The organism is Flexibacter flexilis DSM 6793, from assembly GCF_900112255.1.
Lineage (GTDB): Bacteria > Bacteroidota > Bacteroidia > Cytophagales > Flexibacteraceae > Flexibacter > Flexibacter flexilis.
This window is the reverse complement of record NZ_FOLE01000017.1, coordinates 1-15,903: the sequence shown is the minus strand read 5'-3', so window position 1 is coordinate 15,903 and position 15,903 is coordinate 1. Positions and strand designations below refer to the sequence as shown.

At 41.9% G+C, this 15,903-nt stretch carries 13 protein-coding genes; 2 read left to right on the top strand and 11 right to left on the bottom strand.

Annotated features, from left to right (window positions below):
- Nucleotides 1–21: 21 nt before the first annotated feature.
- From BM090_RS17450 to BM090_RS17410, 9 genes are all read right to left on the bottom strand, one after another.
- Nucleotides 22–579: an ester cyclase gene (locus BM090_RS17450; protein WP_091516746.1), complete on the bottom strand. Its 558-nt coding sequence runs from the start codon at nucleotides 577–579 to the stop codon at nucleotides 22–24.
- An 81-nt stretch (nucleotides 580–660) separates the two neighbouring features.
- On the bottom strand, nucleotides 661–1,242 hold the full coding sequence (locus BM090_RS17445) for a Crp/Fnr family transcriptional regulator (protein WP_091516742.1): 582 nt from the start codon (nucleotides 1,240–1,242) through the stop codon (nucleotides 661–663).
- 199 nt (nucleotides 1,243–1,441) lie between these two features.
- Nucleotides 1,442–2,137: a sulfite exporter TauE/SafE family protein gene (locus tag BM090_RS17440; RefSeq protein WP_091516739.1), complete on the bottom strand. Its 696-nt coding sequence runs from the start codon at nucleotides 2,135–2,137 to the stop codon at nucleotides 1,442–1,444.
- Between the two features lie 57 nt (nucleotides 2,138–2,194).
- On the bottom strand, nucleotides 2,195–2,614 hold the full coding sequence (locus BM090_RS17435) for a FixH family protein (protein WP_091516735.1): 420 nt from the start codon (nucleotides 2,612–2,614) through the stop codon (nucleotides 2,195–2,197).
- Between the two features lie 105 nt (nucleotides 2,615–2,719).
- The gene (gene ccoG, locus BM090_RS17430) at nucleotides 2,720–4,165 is read right to left on the bottom strand and encodes a cytochrome c oxidase accessory protein CcoG (RefSeq protein WP_091516731.1); all 1,446 of its coding nucleotides are present in this window, start codon (nucleotides 4,163–4,165) and stop codon (nucleotides 2,720–2,722) included.
- A gap of 78 nt (nucleotides 4,166–4,243) precedes the next feature.
- Nucleotides 4,244–5,047, bottom strand: coding sequence for a cbb3-type cytochrome c oxidase N-terminal domain-containing protein (locus tag BM090_RS17425; protein WP_091516728.1), 804 nt, complete (start codon nucleotides 5,045–5,047; stop codon nucleotides 4,244–4,246).
- Nucleotides 5,048–5,086: 39 nt separating this feature from the next.
- Nucleotides 5,087–5,278 (bottom strand): CcoQ/FixQ family Cbb3-type cytochrome c oxidase assembly chaperone, encoded by a 192-nt coding sequence (locus BM090_RS17420; protein WP_091516725.1) that lies wholly within the window; start codon nucleotides 5,276–5,278, stop codon nucleotides 5,087–5,089.
- Nucleotides 5,279–5,368: 90 nt separating this feature from the next.
- Complete coding sequence (gene ccoN / locus BM090_RS17415; protein ID WP_091516722.1) at nucleotides 5,369–7,525, bottom strand: cytochrome-c oxidase, cbb3-type subunit I; 2,157 nt, start codon at nucleotides 7,523–7,525, stop codon at nucleotides 5,369–5,371.
- Nucleotides 7,526–8,026: 501 nt separating this feature from the next.
- On the bottom strand, nucleotides 8,027–9,403 hold the full coding sequence (locus BM090_RS17410; protein ID WP_091516718.1) for a poly(R)-hydroxyalkanoic acid synthase subunit PhaE: 1,377 nt from the start codon (nucleotides 9,401–9,403) through the stop codon (nucleotides 8,027–8,029).
- A 205-nt stretch (nucleotides 9,404–9,608) separates the two neighbouring features.
- Here BM090_RS17410 and BM090_RS17405 point away from each other — a divergent pair, with 205 nt between their 5' ends.
- Nucleotides 9,609–10,013 carry a MaoC family dehydratase gene (locus BM090_RS17405; protein WP_091516715.1) on the top strand — a complete coding sequence of 135 codons (405 nt, stop codon included), beginning with the start codon at nucleotides 9,609–9,611 and terminating at the stop codon, nucleotides 10,011–10,013.
- Between the two features lie 52 nt (nucleotides 10,014–10,065).
- Here the strand turns inward: BM090_RS17405 and BM090_RS17400 are convergent, their stop codons facing one another.
- Both BM090_RS17400 and polX read right to left on the bottom strand, forming a co-directional pair.
- Nucleotides 10,066–11,427 (bottom strand): KAP family P-loop NTPase fold protein, encoded by a 1,362-nt coding sequence (locus BM090_RS17400; protein ID WP_091516711.1) that lies wholly within the window; start codon nucleotides 11,425–11,427, stop codon nucleotides 10,066–10,068.
- 101 nt (nucleotides 11,428–11,528) lie between these two features.
- Nucleotides 11,529–13,223: a DNA polymerase/3'-5' exonuclease PolX gene (gene polX, locus BM090_RS17395; RefSeq protein ID WP_091516791.1), complete on the bottom strand. Its 1,695-nt coding sequence runs from the start codon at nucleotides 13,221–13,223 to the stop codon at nucleotides 11,529–11,531.
- Between the two features lie 209 nt (nucleotides 13,224–13,432).
- Between polX and BM090_RS17390 the strand changes: the two genes are divergently transcribed.
- Nucleotides 13,433–15,903: fibronectin type III domain-containing protein (locus BM090_RS17390; protein WP_143084033.1), on the top strand; the 2,471-nt coding region annotated here is incomplete at its 3' end.

Here is a 15,903-nt window from a genome sequence, read left to right as displayed (position 1 = left end):
GTGTATTTTGGGTTTATAAGATTAATTTCCTAAGCCGATTTGTTTCATAAAGGCCTGATTGTCCCAGAACAATTGTTCTTCGTACATCACGCCATCTTTCCAAAGGCCGATTGTACACATCGGGAGTTTGAATTTTTTGCCAGTGGCAGGAATAGAGCCACCGTTGGGGAGCATCATTGGTTTGGAAAAAGTACCTTCGATATAACCCGTTACGGCGGTGTAAGTGCCTGCACCAAAGCGAATCGGGTGTTCCGTGATTTTGGTGTCTGGCGCGAACGTAAACATCGGCGAAAGCTGTTTGATGTGTTCGTCTAAACCTACGGTTACGCTTCCGTCGGGGTACGTTACTTTGATATTTTTGGCGTGCGATTCGTGCAATCTTTTCCAGTTTTGGGTGCTGTACACCACAAAATCCAACGTGTCAAATTTGACCAAATGCGCTTGCGTTTCGGCTTGCGATTTCAGAATTTCTTGAAGTTGTTTTTTAGCATTGGCAACTTCTTTTTTGCTTTGTGCGCTGGCACTTACAGCGCAGGCACTCAATAGCATAGCTATTACTACGGTTCGTAAATTTTTCATCTTTTTATTTATTAATGTTGTTTTTGATGATGCAAATTTACGGTAGCCCCAAGCCGAGAATCGTTCGCCTATGCTAAGAAATTATTTTTTGGATTTTTTATTTCTGATTCGGCTCAACGAAGACGGCAAAATCCCCAAATACGAAGCAATCAGGTATTGCGGTACGAGTTGCACGAGCTGCGGATTATGCTCCACGAAATGATTGTATTTGCTTTCGGCATCTTCCGAATACACATCCGACAGGCGCAACAAGGTATTCACGTAAGCCGACTGAAAATTGAGCCTGAATGCCGTTTCCATTTTGGGATGCTGTGTGCAAATGATGTCAAATTCTTGTTTGGTAATGGACAAAAGTTCGGTGTCTTCTAGTGCCTGAATCGTAAACAAAGCCTTTGAACCCGAAAAAAAGCTATACAAATCCGAAATCCAGTGATTTTCTTGGGCAAACTGAATGACTTGTTCGCAGCCGTTATCAAGGGTTTTGAACGAAAACAACAGCCCTTTTTCGATAAAATACAGTCGGTCATTGGCTTTTCCTTCTTCGGTGAGTTTTTGTTTTTTCTTGATGGATTGGCGCACAAACAAATCCGAAAACTGCTTGAACTCCTCTTCCGTGATGGCCAATTTGGTTTGTATGTTCAGGTAAAGTAATTTTTTGTCCATTGTAAAAATATTTGAGGCAAAAACGGCTGCTTTTGCATGGTCTAATTCATCGTCAATTCTTTATTGAAAAGCCCAATCGCTGCGCAAAAGTTCAGTTAGGCGGACGAAGAAGAACTATCTGAGCAATAAAAAATGGCTTGTGAAGACACAAGCCATGGCGCAATTTATTCGTATTGTTTATCTTAACTCTATAAAAACCTTAGCGATGCGAACACGTTACTTTGCCGTCTGTACCAGATTGTACTTGTACGGCAGGGCTTAGCGGAACTCCTAAATGCAAGCCTCTCATTATCAAAACAATGGCTACAAGCATGGTTACAGCCGTCGAGAACTGTTGTACATACGCACGCCAAGCCGTCGGTATCCAAGACATAAGTTCCAGTATTCCCAACAGCATCGGCATGGTAGAAAGCCCGAATACAGCCATTACCGCCGCGCCTTTAAGTGCCGAACCCGTTGCCGTCGCGATGGCCAAAGCACCATACACCAAGCCGCAAACCAGCAAGCCGTTGAGCATTCCCAGCACCATCACCGCCGCATAACTGCGCTGTTTGAACCAAACGCCAAACCAGCCGCGTATTTTTTGGCTCAGTTTGAACATCGGGTTTTTGGAGGAGAGTTTATTGCGCAAAGCCACAGGCAAAACCACCGTTAACAACATAATTACGCCCATGATTACGGACAAATACTCCTGCCCCGTTACAAATGAAATGAGTTGTCCTAAGCCGCCCATCAACGCGCCCAACGTCGCGTAGGTCAGGATACGGCCAGCATGATACAAAAGCCTTCCGAGCCACACGTTTGGCGTAGCAGGAACGGCCATCACCAAAGGGCCGCACATTCCCACACAATGCAGGCTGCCGCCCATTCCTAACAAAATGGCTGACCAAAACATATTTTACAGATAAACCACTGTTTTACAGCGATTTGTTTTAGTTTATAAATCAGACAGTTAGAGCGTAATGGCTTTTTCTTGAAAAAAGTTTTTGTTGCCTTGCGTCCAGCGAAGTTTCACGCGCCACAAGCCTTTGTCCAGATTTGCCGTTGGTATGTTTTGTTTGCCTGCCGAATCCAGTTCCAAAGGCAATTGTAAATCTTTGTTTGCATCCGATGGGCGGAAAAATAGCACGCTGCCGCTGGCCGCGCCTTTGTTCCAATGCAACTGCAACATGCCCGCTTCTTGCTTAATGTCCATGTTGGCTTGTTGGGCGTTGGCCTTCTCGTCGATGCGGTCTTGGTAAGCCATTTCTTCTTTATAATATTCTGGACTTACCAAAAAAATATCGGTTTGTTTTACACACATATATACCATAAACAATATAAGAAGTGCAAAACTTGTATATAAAATAGCGATTTTGTGTCCCCAGTTCATCGTCTTAAAATTTTTTGGGTGAAATAATTTGATTGCAAAAAATGTAGAAAAAGAAGGAGTCGCAAGCCTAAATATAGTCTCACAACTCCTCAAAGAATGATTTATTTATTTTTGTGGAGCAGGAGCCATAAAGTTTGTCGAACTTGATTCTAACAATTTGCCATTGGCATAAAAATCAATGTCAAGTTTGGTTTTCACGGCGTGCAAATCCTTCGGATTCAGCTCAATAAACATTACAACGTCAAGCGTTTTTCCTTGTTTCACTTCCAATTTTTGTTGGCCAACAACCGAAATTTTACCTTCAAAACCTTTGAGTTTTGGTTCTACGACCAAATCTTCGGGTGTTTTATTTACAATTTGAACATTATACAAATTGGTAAGCATTCCCTTTTCGGTCGTTTGGTAAAGCATACCAGGCACGCGCAAAACAGTGGATTCGATGGGGCTTCTGCCCATCAACAAAAATCCTTCGAGGCCAACAAGTACCACCAAAACCGCAGTGTAAGCCGCAATACGCGCCGTAAAAGTGAGCTTAATATTGTCGGTTACACCCTGTTGGCTATCAAAACGGATAAGTCCGCGAGGTTGTTTAATTTTGTCCATTACCGCATCGCAAGCATCAATACAAGCCGTACAGTTTACACACTCAAGCTGCGTACCATTGCGAATGTCTATACCTGTTGGACATACTTGCACACATAGTTTACAGTCAATACAATCGCCTAAAGCTGGCGCAACTGTAGGAGCGTTTTTCTGACGTTTTCCGCGCGGCTCGCCACGCAAAAAGTCGTAAATCACAACGATACTTTCTTTGACAAGCAACACGCTTTGCAAGCGTCCGTAAGGACAAATCGCCACACAAACTTGTTCGCGCGCCTTCGCAAATACCACATAAAAAATAGTGCTAAATGCCATCAGGGCGATAAATCCGCTTAAATGTGCGGTTGGCGGTTGGCTGATTAGGTCAATTGATTTTGGCCAGCCAATCAGATAAGCCATTACCAAATGGCCAATAATGAGCGAGAATAAAGCAAAAATGACGTGTTTGGCGGTTTTCTTCCAAATTTTTTCGGTCGTCCACTCCGCTTCATCCAGCTTGCGTTGTGCATTGGCATCGCCTTCTATCCAATATTCGATGCGGCGAAAAACCATTTCCATAAAAAGCGTTTGCGGACAAGCCCAGCCACACCATAAGCGGCCAAAAACTACCGTAAACAAGGCTATGAATAAAAAGAAAACGAGGGCGGCAACTGCCAGTATTATAAAATCTTGCGGAAAGAAATAATTTCCGAAAATAATAAACTCTCGTTCGAAAATATTGAAGCGGAGTAATGGCCTGCCATGAATACTGACAAATGGCACAGCAAATAAAATGATTAAGAGAAGACCACTAAACCATATACGTTTGTTGGTGTAGTCGCCAGTGGGTTTTTTAGGATAAAGCCATATACGTTTGCCGTTGGCATCTACAGTACTGATGGCATCGCGATACATCTCGGAGTCTTCCCAGAATTCATCATCTGCCGATTGTTTTTTATCACTGAGTTCCATATTAGTTTTTGAGTTTTTAGATGATAGGCTTTCCTTCGCTCAAAAATCTGAGTGGGGAAAGCCTATCTAGTTAATTTATTATAATGAAGCTACTTTTTTGTCGCCAGTAGCTGCGGCGGGCTCCATTTTGTCGCCTTGTGGGGCTTTACCGTTTGGAGGATTAGTACCGCGCAAGCTCAAAATATAACTTGCTACGTTTTGAATATCAATTGGTTTCAATTTTGCTTGCCAGCTAATCATACCTTTTGCAGGAACACCGTATTTGATGGTTTTGAACACATCATTTACTTTATTGCCATGCAACCAGTAATCATCTGTAAGGTTAGGGCCTACTGTACCTTCACCCGCTTTGCCATGACAAGCAGCGCAGTTAGTAGAGAAAATTGTTTTACCCAACTCAAGGCTTTTAGCATCCGAAACCAATTTCACATTGTTTTCGTCAATGCTGTTCGCATTTTTAGCTTGATAAGCGGCAACTTCTGCTTTGCCTTTTTCTACTTCAGCCACATATTCGTTAGCTTGTAGCGGAGAAATACCGTAGATGTGATAAACCAATACATATACTAAGCTGAACACGATAGTTGAATAGAACAAATATTTCCACCATGGTGGCAAATGGTTATCCAATTCTTTAATACCATCGTAGTTATGGTCTAACAAAATTGAATCTTCTTTGGCGATAGGTACAGCGTCGGTAAGGCCACTGTAAAACGAAGAAAGCATCGTTTCTTCTTCCTCGCCTGCTTGTTTGGCCAAGCGCATATTAAGTGCATATAGCAATTGAATCAAGACAAACAACGTCAAGACCACTAACGCCAACAACACCCCAACCACAGAGAGCAGAACTACTTGTTCTTGGCTCATTTCTGATAAAGTTTCCATTGTCAATGAGTTTGTGTTAAAGTTTTTAAACTAACTAGATTAGAGGTTCGTCGCACCATTTGACTCATCGTTGAGGTCGAGAGGCAATTGGCTCTGATGAGCTATATAATTCTTGTCGGCGGTAATCACCCACCACGTAAGGCCTACGAAAAAAACAACAAATATCACAAGGGATATAATCGGATAAATTGCGATTTGCTCGGCAATTCTCTCAAAATAGTGCTTGAACATAACCTTTAATATTTTTAGAATAAAATCATCATTTAGTTTTGGAGTTTCTCCGCAAAATAGTATTTCACGGAGAAACTTTTGAAAGTCTAATTATTGTGCAGCTGCATCAGACAAACCAGCGTCGTCAGCCATCTCTTCTGCCGATTTGTTTTTGATATCTGTACCCAAACGTTGTAGATAAGCAATCAAAGCAACAATTTCAGCATCTGCATTTACTTGAATTTTATCTTTAGCAAGGCTTTGAACGATGCCATTGGCTTGTGTTTTCATATTTTCAGGAGCAGTAGCCACTGCATCATCAGAATACGGAACACCCAATTTGCGCATAATTTCAAGTTTGGCAGCGATGTTTGTAGCATCAATTGTTTGATCAAACAACCAAGGATAAGAAGGCATGATAGAACCTGGAGACATCGTCGTTGGGTCTAACATGTGGTTGTAATGCCAGCTGTCTGGGTATTTGCCACCCACACGGTGCAAATCTGGACCAGTACGTTTACTACCCCAAAGGAATGGGTGGTCATAAACAAATTCACCCGCTTTAGAGTATTCGCCATAACGTTCGGTTTCTGAGCGGAACGGACGAACCATTTGGCTATGACAGTTCACGCAACCTTCACGGATATACAAATCGCGACCAACCAACTCAAGTGGCGTATATGGTTTTACAGAAGAAATCGTTGGAATGTTATTTTTGATAAGGAAAGTAGGAACCATTTCTATAGCACCACCAATCAAAATAGCAACCAAAGCCAACACTGTGAAAGTAACAGGTTTGCGTTCCAATACAGAGTGCCATTTTTCGCCTGGGTGATTTACTGGCGACAAAGCAGGAGCTTCAGCAGGCTCATCGGCCAAGAAGCTACCAGCACCAGCCGTTTTCAAAAGGTTGTAAGTCATCACGATTACACCAATGAAATACAACAAACCGCCCAAAGCTCTCAAAGCATACATTGGAATAAGTTGTACTACTGTTTCCAAGAAGTTTGGATATTGCAAGTAACCATCTGGTGTAAATTGTTTCCACATCATACTTTGTACGAAACCACCGAAGTACATTGGCAAAGCATAGAACATGATACCAGTTGTACCCAACCAGAAGTGAACGTTTGCTAATTTTTTGCTGTGCAATTCAGTACGCCACATTTTTGGTATCAAATAATAAAGCATACCGAAAGTCAAGAAACCGTTCCAGCCCAATGCACCTACGTGTACGTGTGCAGGAATCCAGTCAGTAAAGTGAGCAATGGCGTTTACGTTTTTCAAAGAAAGCATTGGGCCTTCAAAAGTAGCCATACCGTAAGCCGTTACCGCTACTACCATGAATTTCAATACTGCATCTTCGCGTACTCTGTCCCAAGCACCGCGCAAAGTAAGCAAGCCGTTAAGCATACCACCCCAGCTTGGCGCAATCAACATGATAGAGAATACAGTACCCAAGCTTTGTACCCAGTCTGGCAAGGCACTATACAACAAGTGGTGAGGACCAGCCCAGATATAAATGAAAATCAAAGACCAGAAGTGGATAATCGAAAGTTTGTACGAATATACGGGACGGTTAGAAGCTTTAGGAATGAAGTAATACATCAAACCCAAGAAAGGCGTAGTAAGGAAGAACGCCACCGCGTTGTGGCCATACCACCACTGTACCAAAGCATCTTGTACACCAGCGTAAACATAGTAGCTTTTAAATAAACTCAAAGGCACTTCGAAAGAGTTTACGATGTGTAGCACCGCCACCGTTACGAAAGTAGAGATGTAGAACCAAATCGCCACATACATGTGTTTTTCGCGGCGTTTGATAATCGTACCTATCATGTTGATACCGAACACTACCCAAATAAGTGTAATGGCAATATCGATAGGCCACTCCAACTCTGCGTATTCGTGAGAAGTAGTAAGACCCAAAGGAAGCGTAACAGCAGCAGCCACGATGATAAGCTGCCAGCCCCAAAAGTGAATGCTGCTCAAGGCATCTGAAAACATACGTGCTTTGAGCAAACGTTGCATGGAGTAATAAATGCCTGCAAACAGCGCATTACCCACGAACGCAAAAATCACTGCGTTGGTATGCAGCGGACGGATACGGCCAAAAGTAGTATAGGCCACACCAAAGTTTAGTGCAGGTACAAAAAGTTGTGTTGCAATGATAAGCCCCACAAGCATACCCACCAAACCCCAAACGACTGTCGCAATCGAAAATAACTTAACGATTCGGTTGTCGTAACTAAATTTTTGAAGTTCCATTGTGTGCAAATATTTTTGTGATTTAATGAGACAAAAGTAGGTGCAGCCCCCAAGCTGCTGAATGATTCGCTACACAGGCCTGCATGATATTTCTACAAACCCAAAGCTGACAAAAATCATAACATAGATTCTAACTAACTGCTGTTGTACATTATCACCTCCGTTTTTAGTTGTTTTAAACAAAACTTTTACTAATAAAATACAATACAGCGTCTCCGATATAGTCATCTATGCAACTCCAACAATATTCCTCTCTATGAATCAACAGGCTGTGTTATAGCTTAATGGATGCGAATATTACATAGTACACGCGTATCAATCGAATACAATTTTAATACTTTTTTGAGGATTCACAAACCTTCATCACAAAAAAAGACATAACACTACTCACTATTTGCACAAAATCAACTATCAACTTTTTGTTTAAAGTAAAAAATAGAGCAAACACAACGTGCTTGCTCTATTTGTGGGGAATTTACCCCAAAATACAAGGAACTACTTTTATGCTTTTGGTTTAGTACCGTTCTTTTTCACCGCCTTTTCTTCGTCCGTTACCAATACGGCGGCGGCAGGCGTAGTGTCCAAAGCTCTCTCAAGCTGACGAACGCGATTGCGCAACTCATGGATTGTTTGTGCCATTTCGTCGGCTTCCGTACGCGAAACCACAGGATACGAAGACAAAGCCTTCTCAATTTGTTTTTCGAGCGAGTGCTTAATGCCCAAGCCCAAACGCAACATTTCGCCTTGTGTTGTGCTAAATTCTTCTGTACCAAAAGTCTCAATCATTACCTTTTCGGTCGTGTTGAGCCATTGCGAATAAAATTCATTGTAGCTCTGAATGGTTGGAACACCTTCAGACATTTTTTTGGTTTGCTCGGCCATGAGCATTTCCATTGCTTTTTGTCCTGAATTATACACCATGTATTGAAACTCCGTGTATTTTTTCCAGAACTGCGCAAAGTCTTCTTTCACTTTGAGCATGGCCTCATACGATTCTTTTTCTTTTCCTTCAGGCAACAAGCGTCCGAGTGGCTCTAAGGCTTTATCTATCTGATTAACAAACGGCTGCAACGATTCGCCAAAATTATAGGCCGATGGGTGCGCCATTGATTTGTTAAAACTTTGCACTTGGCTATTAAACGTATTTTGCCAATGCTTAAATGTATCTTGATAGCTGCTTACAAAATGCGAAAGCTCATTGAAATAATCTTTCATGCGCTCGCTATTAGCAAAGCCAAACATTTTATCGAACACTTCCTTATAAGCCTCTGGATTGTAGGCTTTTTTCCACCAGTCTGCATCTACTTGCGTGGCTGATGCCGAAAATTTTTGCCATTGTTGGGCAAGCGGCTGCCAAGTTTCGTAGAGTTTGAAATAAACACCACTTGCATTGATGAGCTGGTCAAAATTCCCTGCTTTGCTCCAATCGGCGGGCTTAAGGGCTGACCATTGAGGCGTTGCTTGCCCCAACCAACTCTGATACAAGCTGTTCCATTTTTCGTACAAACGCGATGCCTCTTTCAAGAACGCATCTTGCGAAAATGGTGGAGTAGTTGCTGAAGAAGCAGCTTTGTTGAACGTATCTGCCCATGTTTTGGCAAACGAAAGTTGCATATTAAGCAACTCATTGTACGTGTCGGTCGCGTTTTTGGTCAGTTGAGTTACTTGTGGCGAAACCGATACAGGTGCACTGCTAAAGGCCGATTCCATCAGTGTTTTCTGATTTTCGAACCAGTCTTTGTAGATGTCCGTACCTTTTTCCAGCACATTGCCTTTGGCAATAGATTCTTGAAACTTTTTGGTTGTTTCAACCATGTTGCTAACGGCCTTGTTTTGTGTCTCAACCCAAGCGTCCAATACATTTTTAGCTGTCTCCATAAAAATTACTTGTGATTAAATGAAAAATTAGAATAGATATTGTAGAGTAATAAATGCTATTGTGTTTTTCTTGCAAGCGAAAAAATACAATTGTTGTTTGGTCAATTAGATTTTTCTCTGCAAATTTGTATGATTTTGATATAAATTCAAAATATTAAGAGAAAATTTAACCAAAACGCAATTTTTAATCCAAAAAAATAAAACTATGGTAACAGTAGGTAATGTTTTTAAGCAAACTTTGCGGTATTCGCAAGAAGATGTGAAATCGTTTGCAACCGTAACAGGCGATAACAATCCTATACACTTAGACGAGGCCTACGCCGCCAACACCGTTTTTAAGAAACCCATCATGCACGGCTTTTTGAGCGGCAGTATTTTTTCCAAAATTTTTGGCACACAATTCCCAGGGGAAGGCACGATTTACCTCAAACAATCCATGGAATTTAAACGCCCGATGTTCGTGGACACTGACTATGAGGCCGTTTGTACGGTACTTGACACCGACCCAGAAAAACATACCGCTATTGTCCAAACCCAAATCTTTGACCTTAGCACCCAAAAAGTAGTGCTCGACGGCCAAGCCACCATCATGCACAAAGAAAAGATTTAATACCAATCCGTCCCGCCTTTGCGCATACAACGTAAAAGCGGGACGGATTTATTTAGACAAGAAAATTATCTAACATATCTACTTTTTTAATAAAATCATCAAGTGATAACCTACTAAATCGTTGTATTGTATCAATCATTTGTTGTTCACTACTATATTTTAGTAAAATTCGTACTTTCACATCGCTTAGTTTTTCCACTGGTTGTTTTAGCAACAACTCATGCCCTTTAGCTCGTCCCCAATTATAACTATAGTATTTTAACAATAAACATTCTAACCAAGCAACAATTTCATTTTCATCATTAGAAAATGTATAACCTTGCAATATATCAATAAATTGTTGGTGCATCTTGTCAATAGGAATGTGTCGTTTCAAATCATTATAAAAGTCTTCTTGAAGAAACTTTACATAAATCAAAAACGCAATTATTCGTAAATCAAGCTGAGTATTATATCCAAGTGTCCTTACCGCTATTCTTGTGTAACTTAGTATTTTTTCTTGCTGCCTGAGCGTTGCATTGGTTAATAAAAGTCTTAGAACATTTTTAAGCTCTATTTCATCGCTGCTAATACTTTGTAAAAAACTATCTAAACCATAATATTGATACAAATAGTTGAAAAATTTCTCATTATTAGGCTCAGGCAAACTGTATTCAATATCAATAAAACGGCGTAAATATTCCGTAGTATCTATATTGGCACTTCCATATACGCCACAAATGGCATGGCCTAATTGCTGTTTATCAATCGAAAGCACAAATACAATGTTAGGCACAGAAAATAAATGCTTAACTTGTTCTAGTACAGATACGGCATAATTGGGACGGCATCTATCCAACTCATCTATAATAAACACCAATGGTTTTTCTGGTGTTTTTTGTTGAAGTAATTCCGTCAAATTGTTTTTAAAGGCTTGAATATTTTGCTTCTTGGTGGCGTACTCGTTTACTTCTTTATCAAATATTTCTATTAGTCCCTTTGAGCCTTGAGAAATAGCCTCTACAACAACTTCTGTATCTATATAATTCTTAATAGCTCCTTTTAGTAAAGCGGGTATAATACTTTTTGAGAATGTAGCTGCTGCGTCTATCAATTTCTCAAATCCTTCCGAATCTTCATTGCCAAGCGAGGCTTTCAACTCGCCAATAATGGCCACCAACGGATTATCTTCAAAATCATTTTCCCACGCATTAAAATAAACAGTTTGAAACGCTTTCTCTTTCAAATATCGCTTCCACATTTGCACAAAAGTAGTTTTACCTGTTCCCCACTTATTGTTAATGGCCAACACAAAACCTGACGGATAATTTTCTACTAAACTGGTCAGCACTTCTGCGTATGGTTCTCTTTCCAATTTGCATTTGCCAAACGGATTTCCATTGTCATCCCAAAGATTTTCAATTCTAATACTCATACATTTAGGCTCTTTTTATATTTAAGTAAGAAAGTAAATTTATAACTATATTTTCAAATAAATAAAAAAACGCCGCATTAAATGCAGCGTTTTTTCTCTCATCACTTCTTTTTCCTGTTTTCAAAATAGGCGGCCACTTGCTCTGCGCCCAGCGCATTAAACGTAAAGGATTTGACCAAACCGCCCTTTTGCGCGGCCAACACGCCGTAACGCATATCGTCGTAACGTTCTTTTTGGTGCGCGTCGGGGTTGATGCAAATCTGAACGCCTTTTTGCATGGCATAGCCAATCCAACGCCAATCCAAATCCAGTCGCCAAGGGTTGGCATTGACTTCTATCATTACACCATTGGCAGCACAAGCATCTATAATTTTCTGGTGGTCAAGCGGATAACCTTCGCGGCGCAACAACAAACGCCCCGTCGGGTGACCCAAAATCGTAGTATAAGGATTTTCGATGGCTTTAAGGAGGCGTTGCGTGGCTTTGGCCTCGTCCATATTCAGCACCGAATGCACCGAAGCCACTACAAAATCAAATTGAGCCAAAATATCAGGCGCGTAGTCCAAACTTCCATCCGTGAGAATATCCGATTCGATGCCTTTAAAAATCTTGAACGGCGCAAGTTGTGCGTTCAATTGTTCTATTTCTTTGAGTTGTGCCAACACGCGTTCTTCCGTCAGGCCATTGGCATAAAACGCCGTTTTGGAATGGTCCGAAATTCCCAAATATTCAAAACCTTGTGCTTTGGCGTAAGCGGCCATTTCGGCCAGTGAGTCCGCGCCGTCGCTGTAAGTGCTGTGGTTATGCAAAATACCTTTCAAATCTTGATATTCAACAAGTTCCGTAATCGAAAATTGCTTGCTCCACTCCCACTCCTGCCGCCCTTCGCGCATGGCTGGCACGATGTACGGCAACTGGGCTTGTTCGTAGGCCTCTTGCTCTGTGGCGAACGTTTCGCGTTTGCGAATCCATTGCATGAAGGTTTGGCCTATGGCCAGAGGCTCGGCCAAATGCGCTGCTGTACCCGTAAGCAACAATTGTTTTTTGATGTAATCTTCTGGTTTACAAAAATTTACAGCAACCGAAACACCCGTTTCGAGCCAAACACCGCGCCACGTCCAAGGGTTAGAAAGTTGTGGGGTTGGCTGCAAATGCGGATATTGGTTAAGTGCCTCTTCGAGAATTTCGGGGCTGGCGGAAGCGACCAAAATTTCTATCACCGAAATAATTTCATCTTGTCGGCGCAAACTCCCCGTAAAATCAGCCTGAACAGTCTTGGGGCATTCTTGCAACAAATGCAAAAGCTGTTCGGCCAACGGCAGCGCATCCGAATAATGCAATTTTCCTTTATTTTCCTGAATGAAAACCAAAGCTTCCAAAATGGACTGTTGCGTTTTTTCACCAAAACCTTTGAACTTGGCCAGTTGGCCTGTCTGACAAACATCCCAAAGCTGCTCTACTGTTTCGATTTTATGCTCCAACCACAGCGCACGCACTTTCTTTGCACCTAAGCCTTTGATTTTCAAAAGTCCCGTTACGCCTTCGGGGGTTTTCTGCAAAAGAGATTGTAAATCCGTACAAGAACCTGTCTGGACAAGTTCGGCGATACTTTGTGCTACTTTTTTACCAAAAACAGCAGAAAGTTCTGATTCTGAAAGCATTGCCCAATTGTCATTGTTGCGTTCAGCGGCAAAAGTCGCATCGCGATAAGGCTTTACTTTGAAAGGATTTTCCTCGTGCAGCTCCATCAGCGAGACGATGAGGCGTATATTTTTGAGTATCGTTTTATTGTCCATTGACATACATTTTTGTACGAAATAACAGGAGTTTGGGCAAAAAACTAAGTCATTTTTTCTTTTTCAGATAAAAAACTAAAAATCAACCCCTTACAAAAAACATATAGAATAAAGTATTTAATTATTTAAAATAAAAATTACTAACTTTTGGGAAACATTAGCTTAATAAGCTCAATGTACATTTGTCCACCAATTAACAAAATAACTTTATGAAAATTATACAAAAAAGCGCGTGGCTTATTGGTGCCGCCATATTGGCACTCAGTAGCCCGAAATCATTTGGCCAAGCCAAGTCTTTTGCGGCAGGCGATTTGACCTATACCCAAAATTTTGATGGCATGGGCACAACGGGCACAGCCTATCCGACAGGTTGGGCAGGATCATCAAGTACAGGCACTGCCATCACAACCCTTACGGTAACAACAGGTTCAGCCAATTCAGGAACTATGTACAATGTAGGATCTGCTGGTGCTATCGATAGAGCACTTGGAACATTGGCTTCCAATTCAGTAACGCCCTATTTTGGAGCAAGCTTTCAAAACACAACAGGAAGCCTTATTACAGATATTGCTTGGACGGGTGTAATGGAGCAATGGAGAACAGGCAGCAGCAGCACAGCTAATGAAACCGTAGCTTTTGAGTACAGTTTTGATGCAACATCAGTAACAACAGGTACTTGGACAGCTGCCACAGGAATGGATTTGGTAGAAAAACAAACAGGCTCTACCTCTTCTGGCTTATTAGACGGCAATCAGGCAGCCAATAAAACAGCTATTTCGGCAAGTGTTAGCGGCTTAGGCTGGGCAAATAATGGCACTTTGTGGATTCGTTGGAAAGATGTAAACGATACAGGCAACGACGGTATTTATGCCATAGATGACTTTTCGATGACCGTAACGCCAGCAGCAGCAGCTTGTACGCCTACGCAATTGGCACTTAAATCAATTACGGTAGCCAGCCCAACAGTTGGTCAAACATTTAACATCACCGTAGAATCGCAAACTGGTACGGGTGTAGCTTGTGCAGTAGGTAGCGATTTGAATGTAACATTAAGCACTAACTTAGGTTCAATCGTAGGAACAAACACTGCCACTATCTCGAATGGTAGTACATCAGCTACTTTCACAGGTATTTCACTTACACAAGCAGGTCTAGCAACTCTTACAGCCACTGGCGCAAGTTTTACCAATGCCACACAATCGGTAACCGTACAAGAAGCAGCCAGCCAATTGGTATTCGGTAGCGTACCAAGCAGCGGCACAGCGACCAACATGGTAAGTACTTTTACAGTAACAGCCAAGCGTACCGACAACAGCACTGATAACACTTATGGTGGTAACGTAACTATCAGCAAAGCATCAGGTCCTGGCACATTGGACGGCACACTTACCAAAACTGCAAGCAGCGGAGTGGCCACCTTCAACGACATTACATTCTCGGCAGCAGGAACTTATACACTTTTAGCAACAGCTACTTCCGTAGCTGGCACTGTTACGAGTACCAACATTGTTATTAGCGTAGCACCTACAATGACAGAAGCATTTGTACCACAATACTGGGGCATGCAAAATGTAATTACTCCAATGGCGATTGGTTTAAGAATCAGCAATTTGCAAGCAAACACTACTTACGATATTCGTTTAGGCTTAGATACATTGGGTAGTGCCAATACTTCATTTGGAGCAGGTAGTATTTGGAGTGGTTCGGCCTATGGAGCTACCAATCCGAGCTTTACAACAGATGCCAGTGGAAACAGTGGCCTATTCTGGGTTTACTTACGCACCTCTGGAAATGCACGGTTTAAGGCGGGAAGATTTGTAACTATCAGGGCTGCCGTAGCTATTAACGGCAATACGATGCCAGGCACGCCTATGTTTGTTGGTGCAAATCAAATTCAATTACTTGATATTAGTGCAAGTGCTTCTACAGCAAGTACTGCCGATGATGGGGCTTTTGTAAAAGTAAACAATTATTTGAACGACTATGCTGGTCAGTACGTAATGATTTATAACAACACAGCAGGTACAGGCCGTCCGTTGTATGTTCATCAAAACCAAACAAGCACCGACGATAATGGATCGCAAGGGTCTTTACCTACCGACATTGCAACTATTTGGGACAATGCGGGTGTAACAGGTGATTTTGCAGGTGTAGTACCAATTGGTATTAACAATCCAAATGGAGTTCGTCGCGTGGAAGTTCGCAATGCCGCAGGTGCAATTATCTATGCGCTTACCGATGCTGATGGCATTTGGCCAAACGGTACAGCTACAGGCAGCCTAATACGCCGTCAGGTAGGTGCGATTGCCGCTTCTTGTAATAACCCCTCCAATTTCGCCGCAATATTAGGCGCAAGTGCAATAAAACTCACTTGGGATGCTGGTTCTTATAATGCGATAGAAGTTCAATGGAAAGCAGCCTCAACGTCTGTTTGGTATGGAGCGAATCCAACTGGTACGGCAGTTGCGTATCGTATTATTAATCTTGTTCCAAATACAAAGTATAATTTCAGATTAAGATGCCGTTGTATTGCAGGTGATGTTAATGCCAACTGGGATACCCTTTCTGCAACGACCTTGAGTACACCGACCTGTTCCCCTATCTCTCCAGTTATCGTGACACCAGGAGGAACCGGAGCTCGATTTGACTGGTCATCTTACACCACCAATACCTACATTTA

Coding starts and splice junctions, on each gene's coding strand:
- BM090_RS17450 (WP_091516746.1), bottom strand. CDS start 579: ATGAAAAATTTACGAACCGTAGTAATAGCTATGCTATTGAGTGCCTGC.
- BM090_RS17435 (WP_091516735.1), bottom strand. CDS start 2,614: ATGAACTGGGGACACAAAATCGCTATTTTATATACAAGTTTTGCACTT.
- BM090_RS17445 (WP_091516742.1), bottom strand. CDS start 1,242: ATGGACAAAAAATTACTTTACCTGAACATACAAACCAAATTGGCCATC.
- BM090_RS17420 (WP_091516725.1), bottom strand. CDS start 5,278: ATGTTCAAGCACTATTTTGAGAGAATTGCCGAGCAAATCGCAATTTAT.
- ccoG (WP_091516731.1), bottom strand. CDS start 4,165: ATGGAACTCAGTGATAAAAAACAATCGGCAGATGATGAATTCTGGGAA.
- BM090_RS17410 (WP_091516718.1), bottom strand. CDS start 9,403: ATGGAGACAGCTAAAAATGTATTGGACGCTTGGGTTGAGACACAAAAC.
- BM090_RS17425 (WP_091516728.1), bottom strand. CDS start 5,047: ATGGAAACTTTATCAGAAATGAGCCAAGAACAAGTAGTTCTGCTCTCT.
- BM090_RS17400 (WP_091516711.1), bottom strand. CDS start 11,427: ATGAGTATTAGAATTGAAAATCTTTGGGATGACAATGGAAATCCGTTT.
- BM090_RS17440 (WP_091516739.1), bottom strand. CDS start 2,137: ATGTTTTGGTCAGCCATTTTGTTAGGAATGGGCGGCAGCCTGCATTGT.
- BM090_RS17405 (WP_091516715.1), top strand. CDS start 9,609: ATGGTAACAGTAGGTAATGTTTTTAAGCAAACTTTGCGGTATTCGCAA.
- ccoN (WP_091516722.1), bottom strand. CDS start 7,525: ATGGAACTTCAAAAATTTAGTTACGACAACCGAATCGTTAAGTTATTT.
- polX (WP_091516791.1), bottom strand. CDS start 13,223: ATGGACAATAAAACGATACTCAAAAATATACGCCTCATCGTCTCGCTG.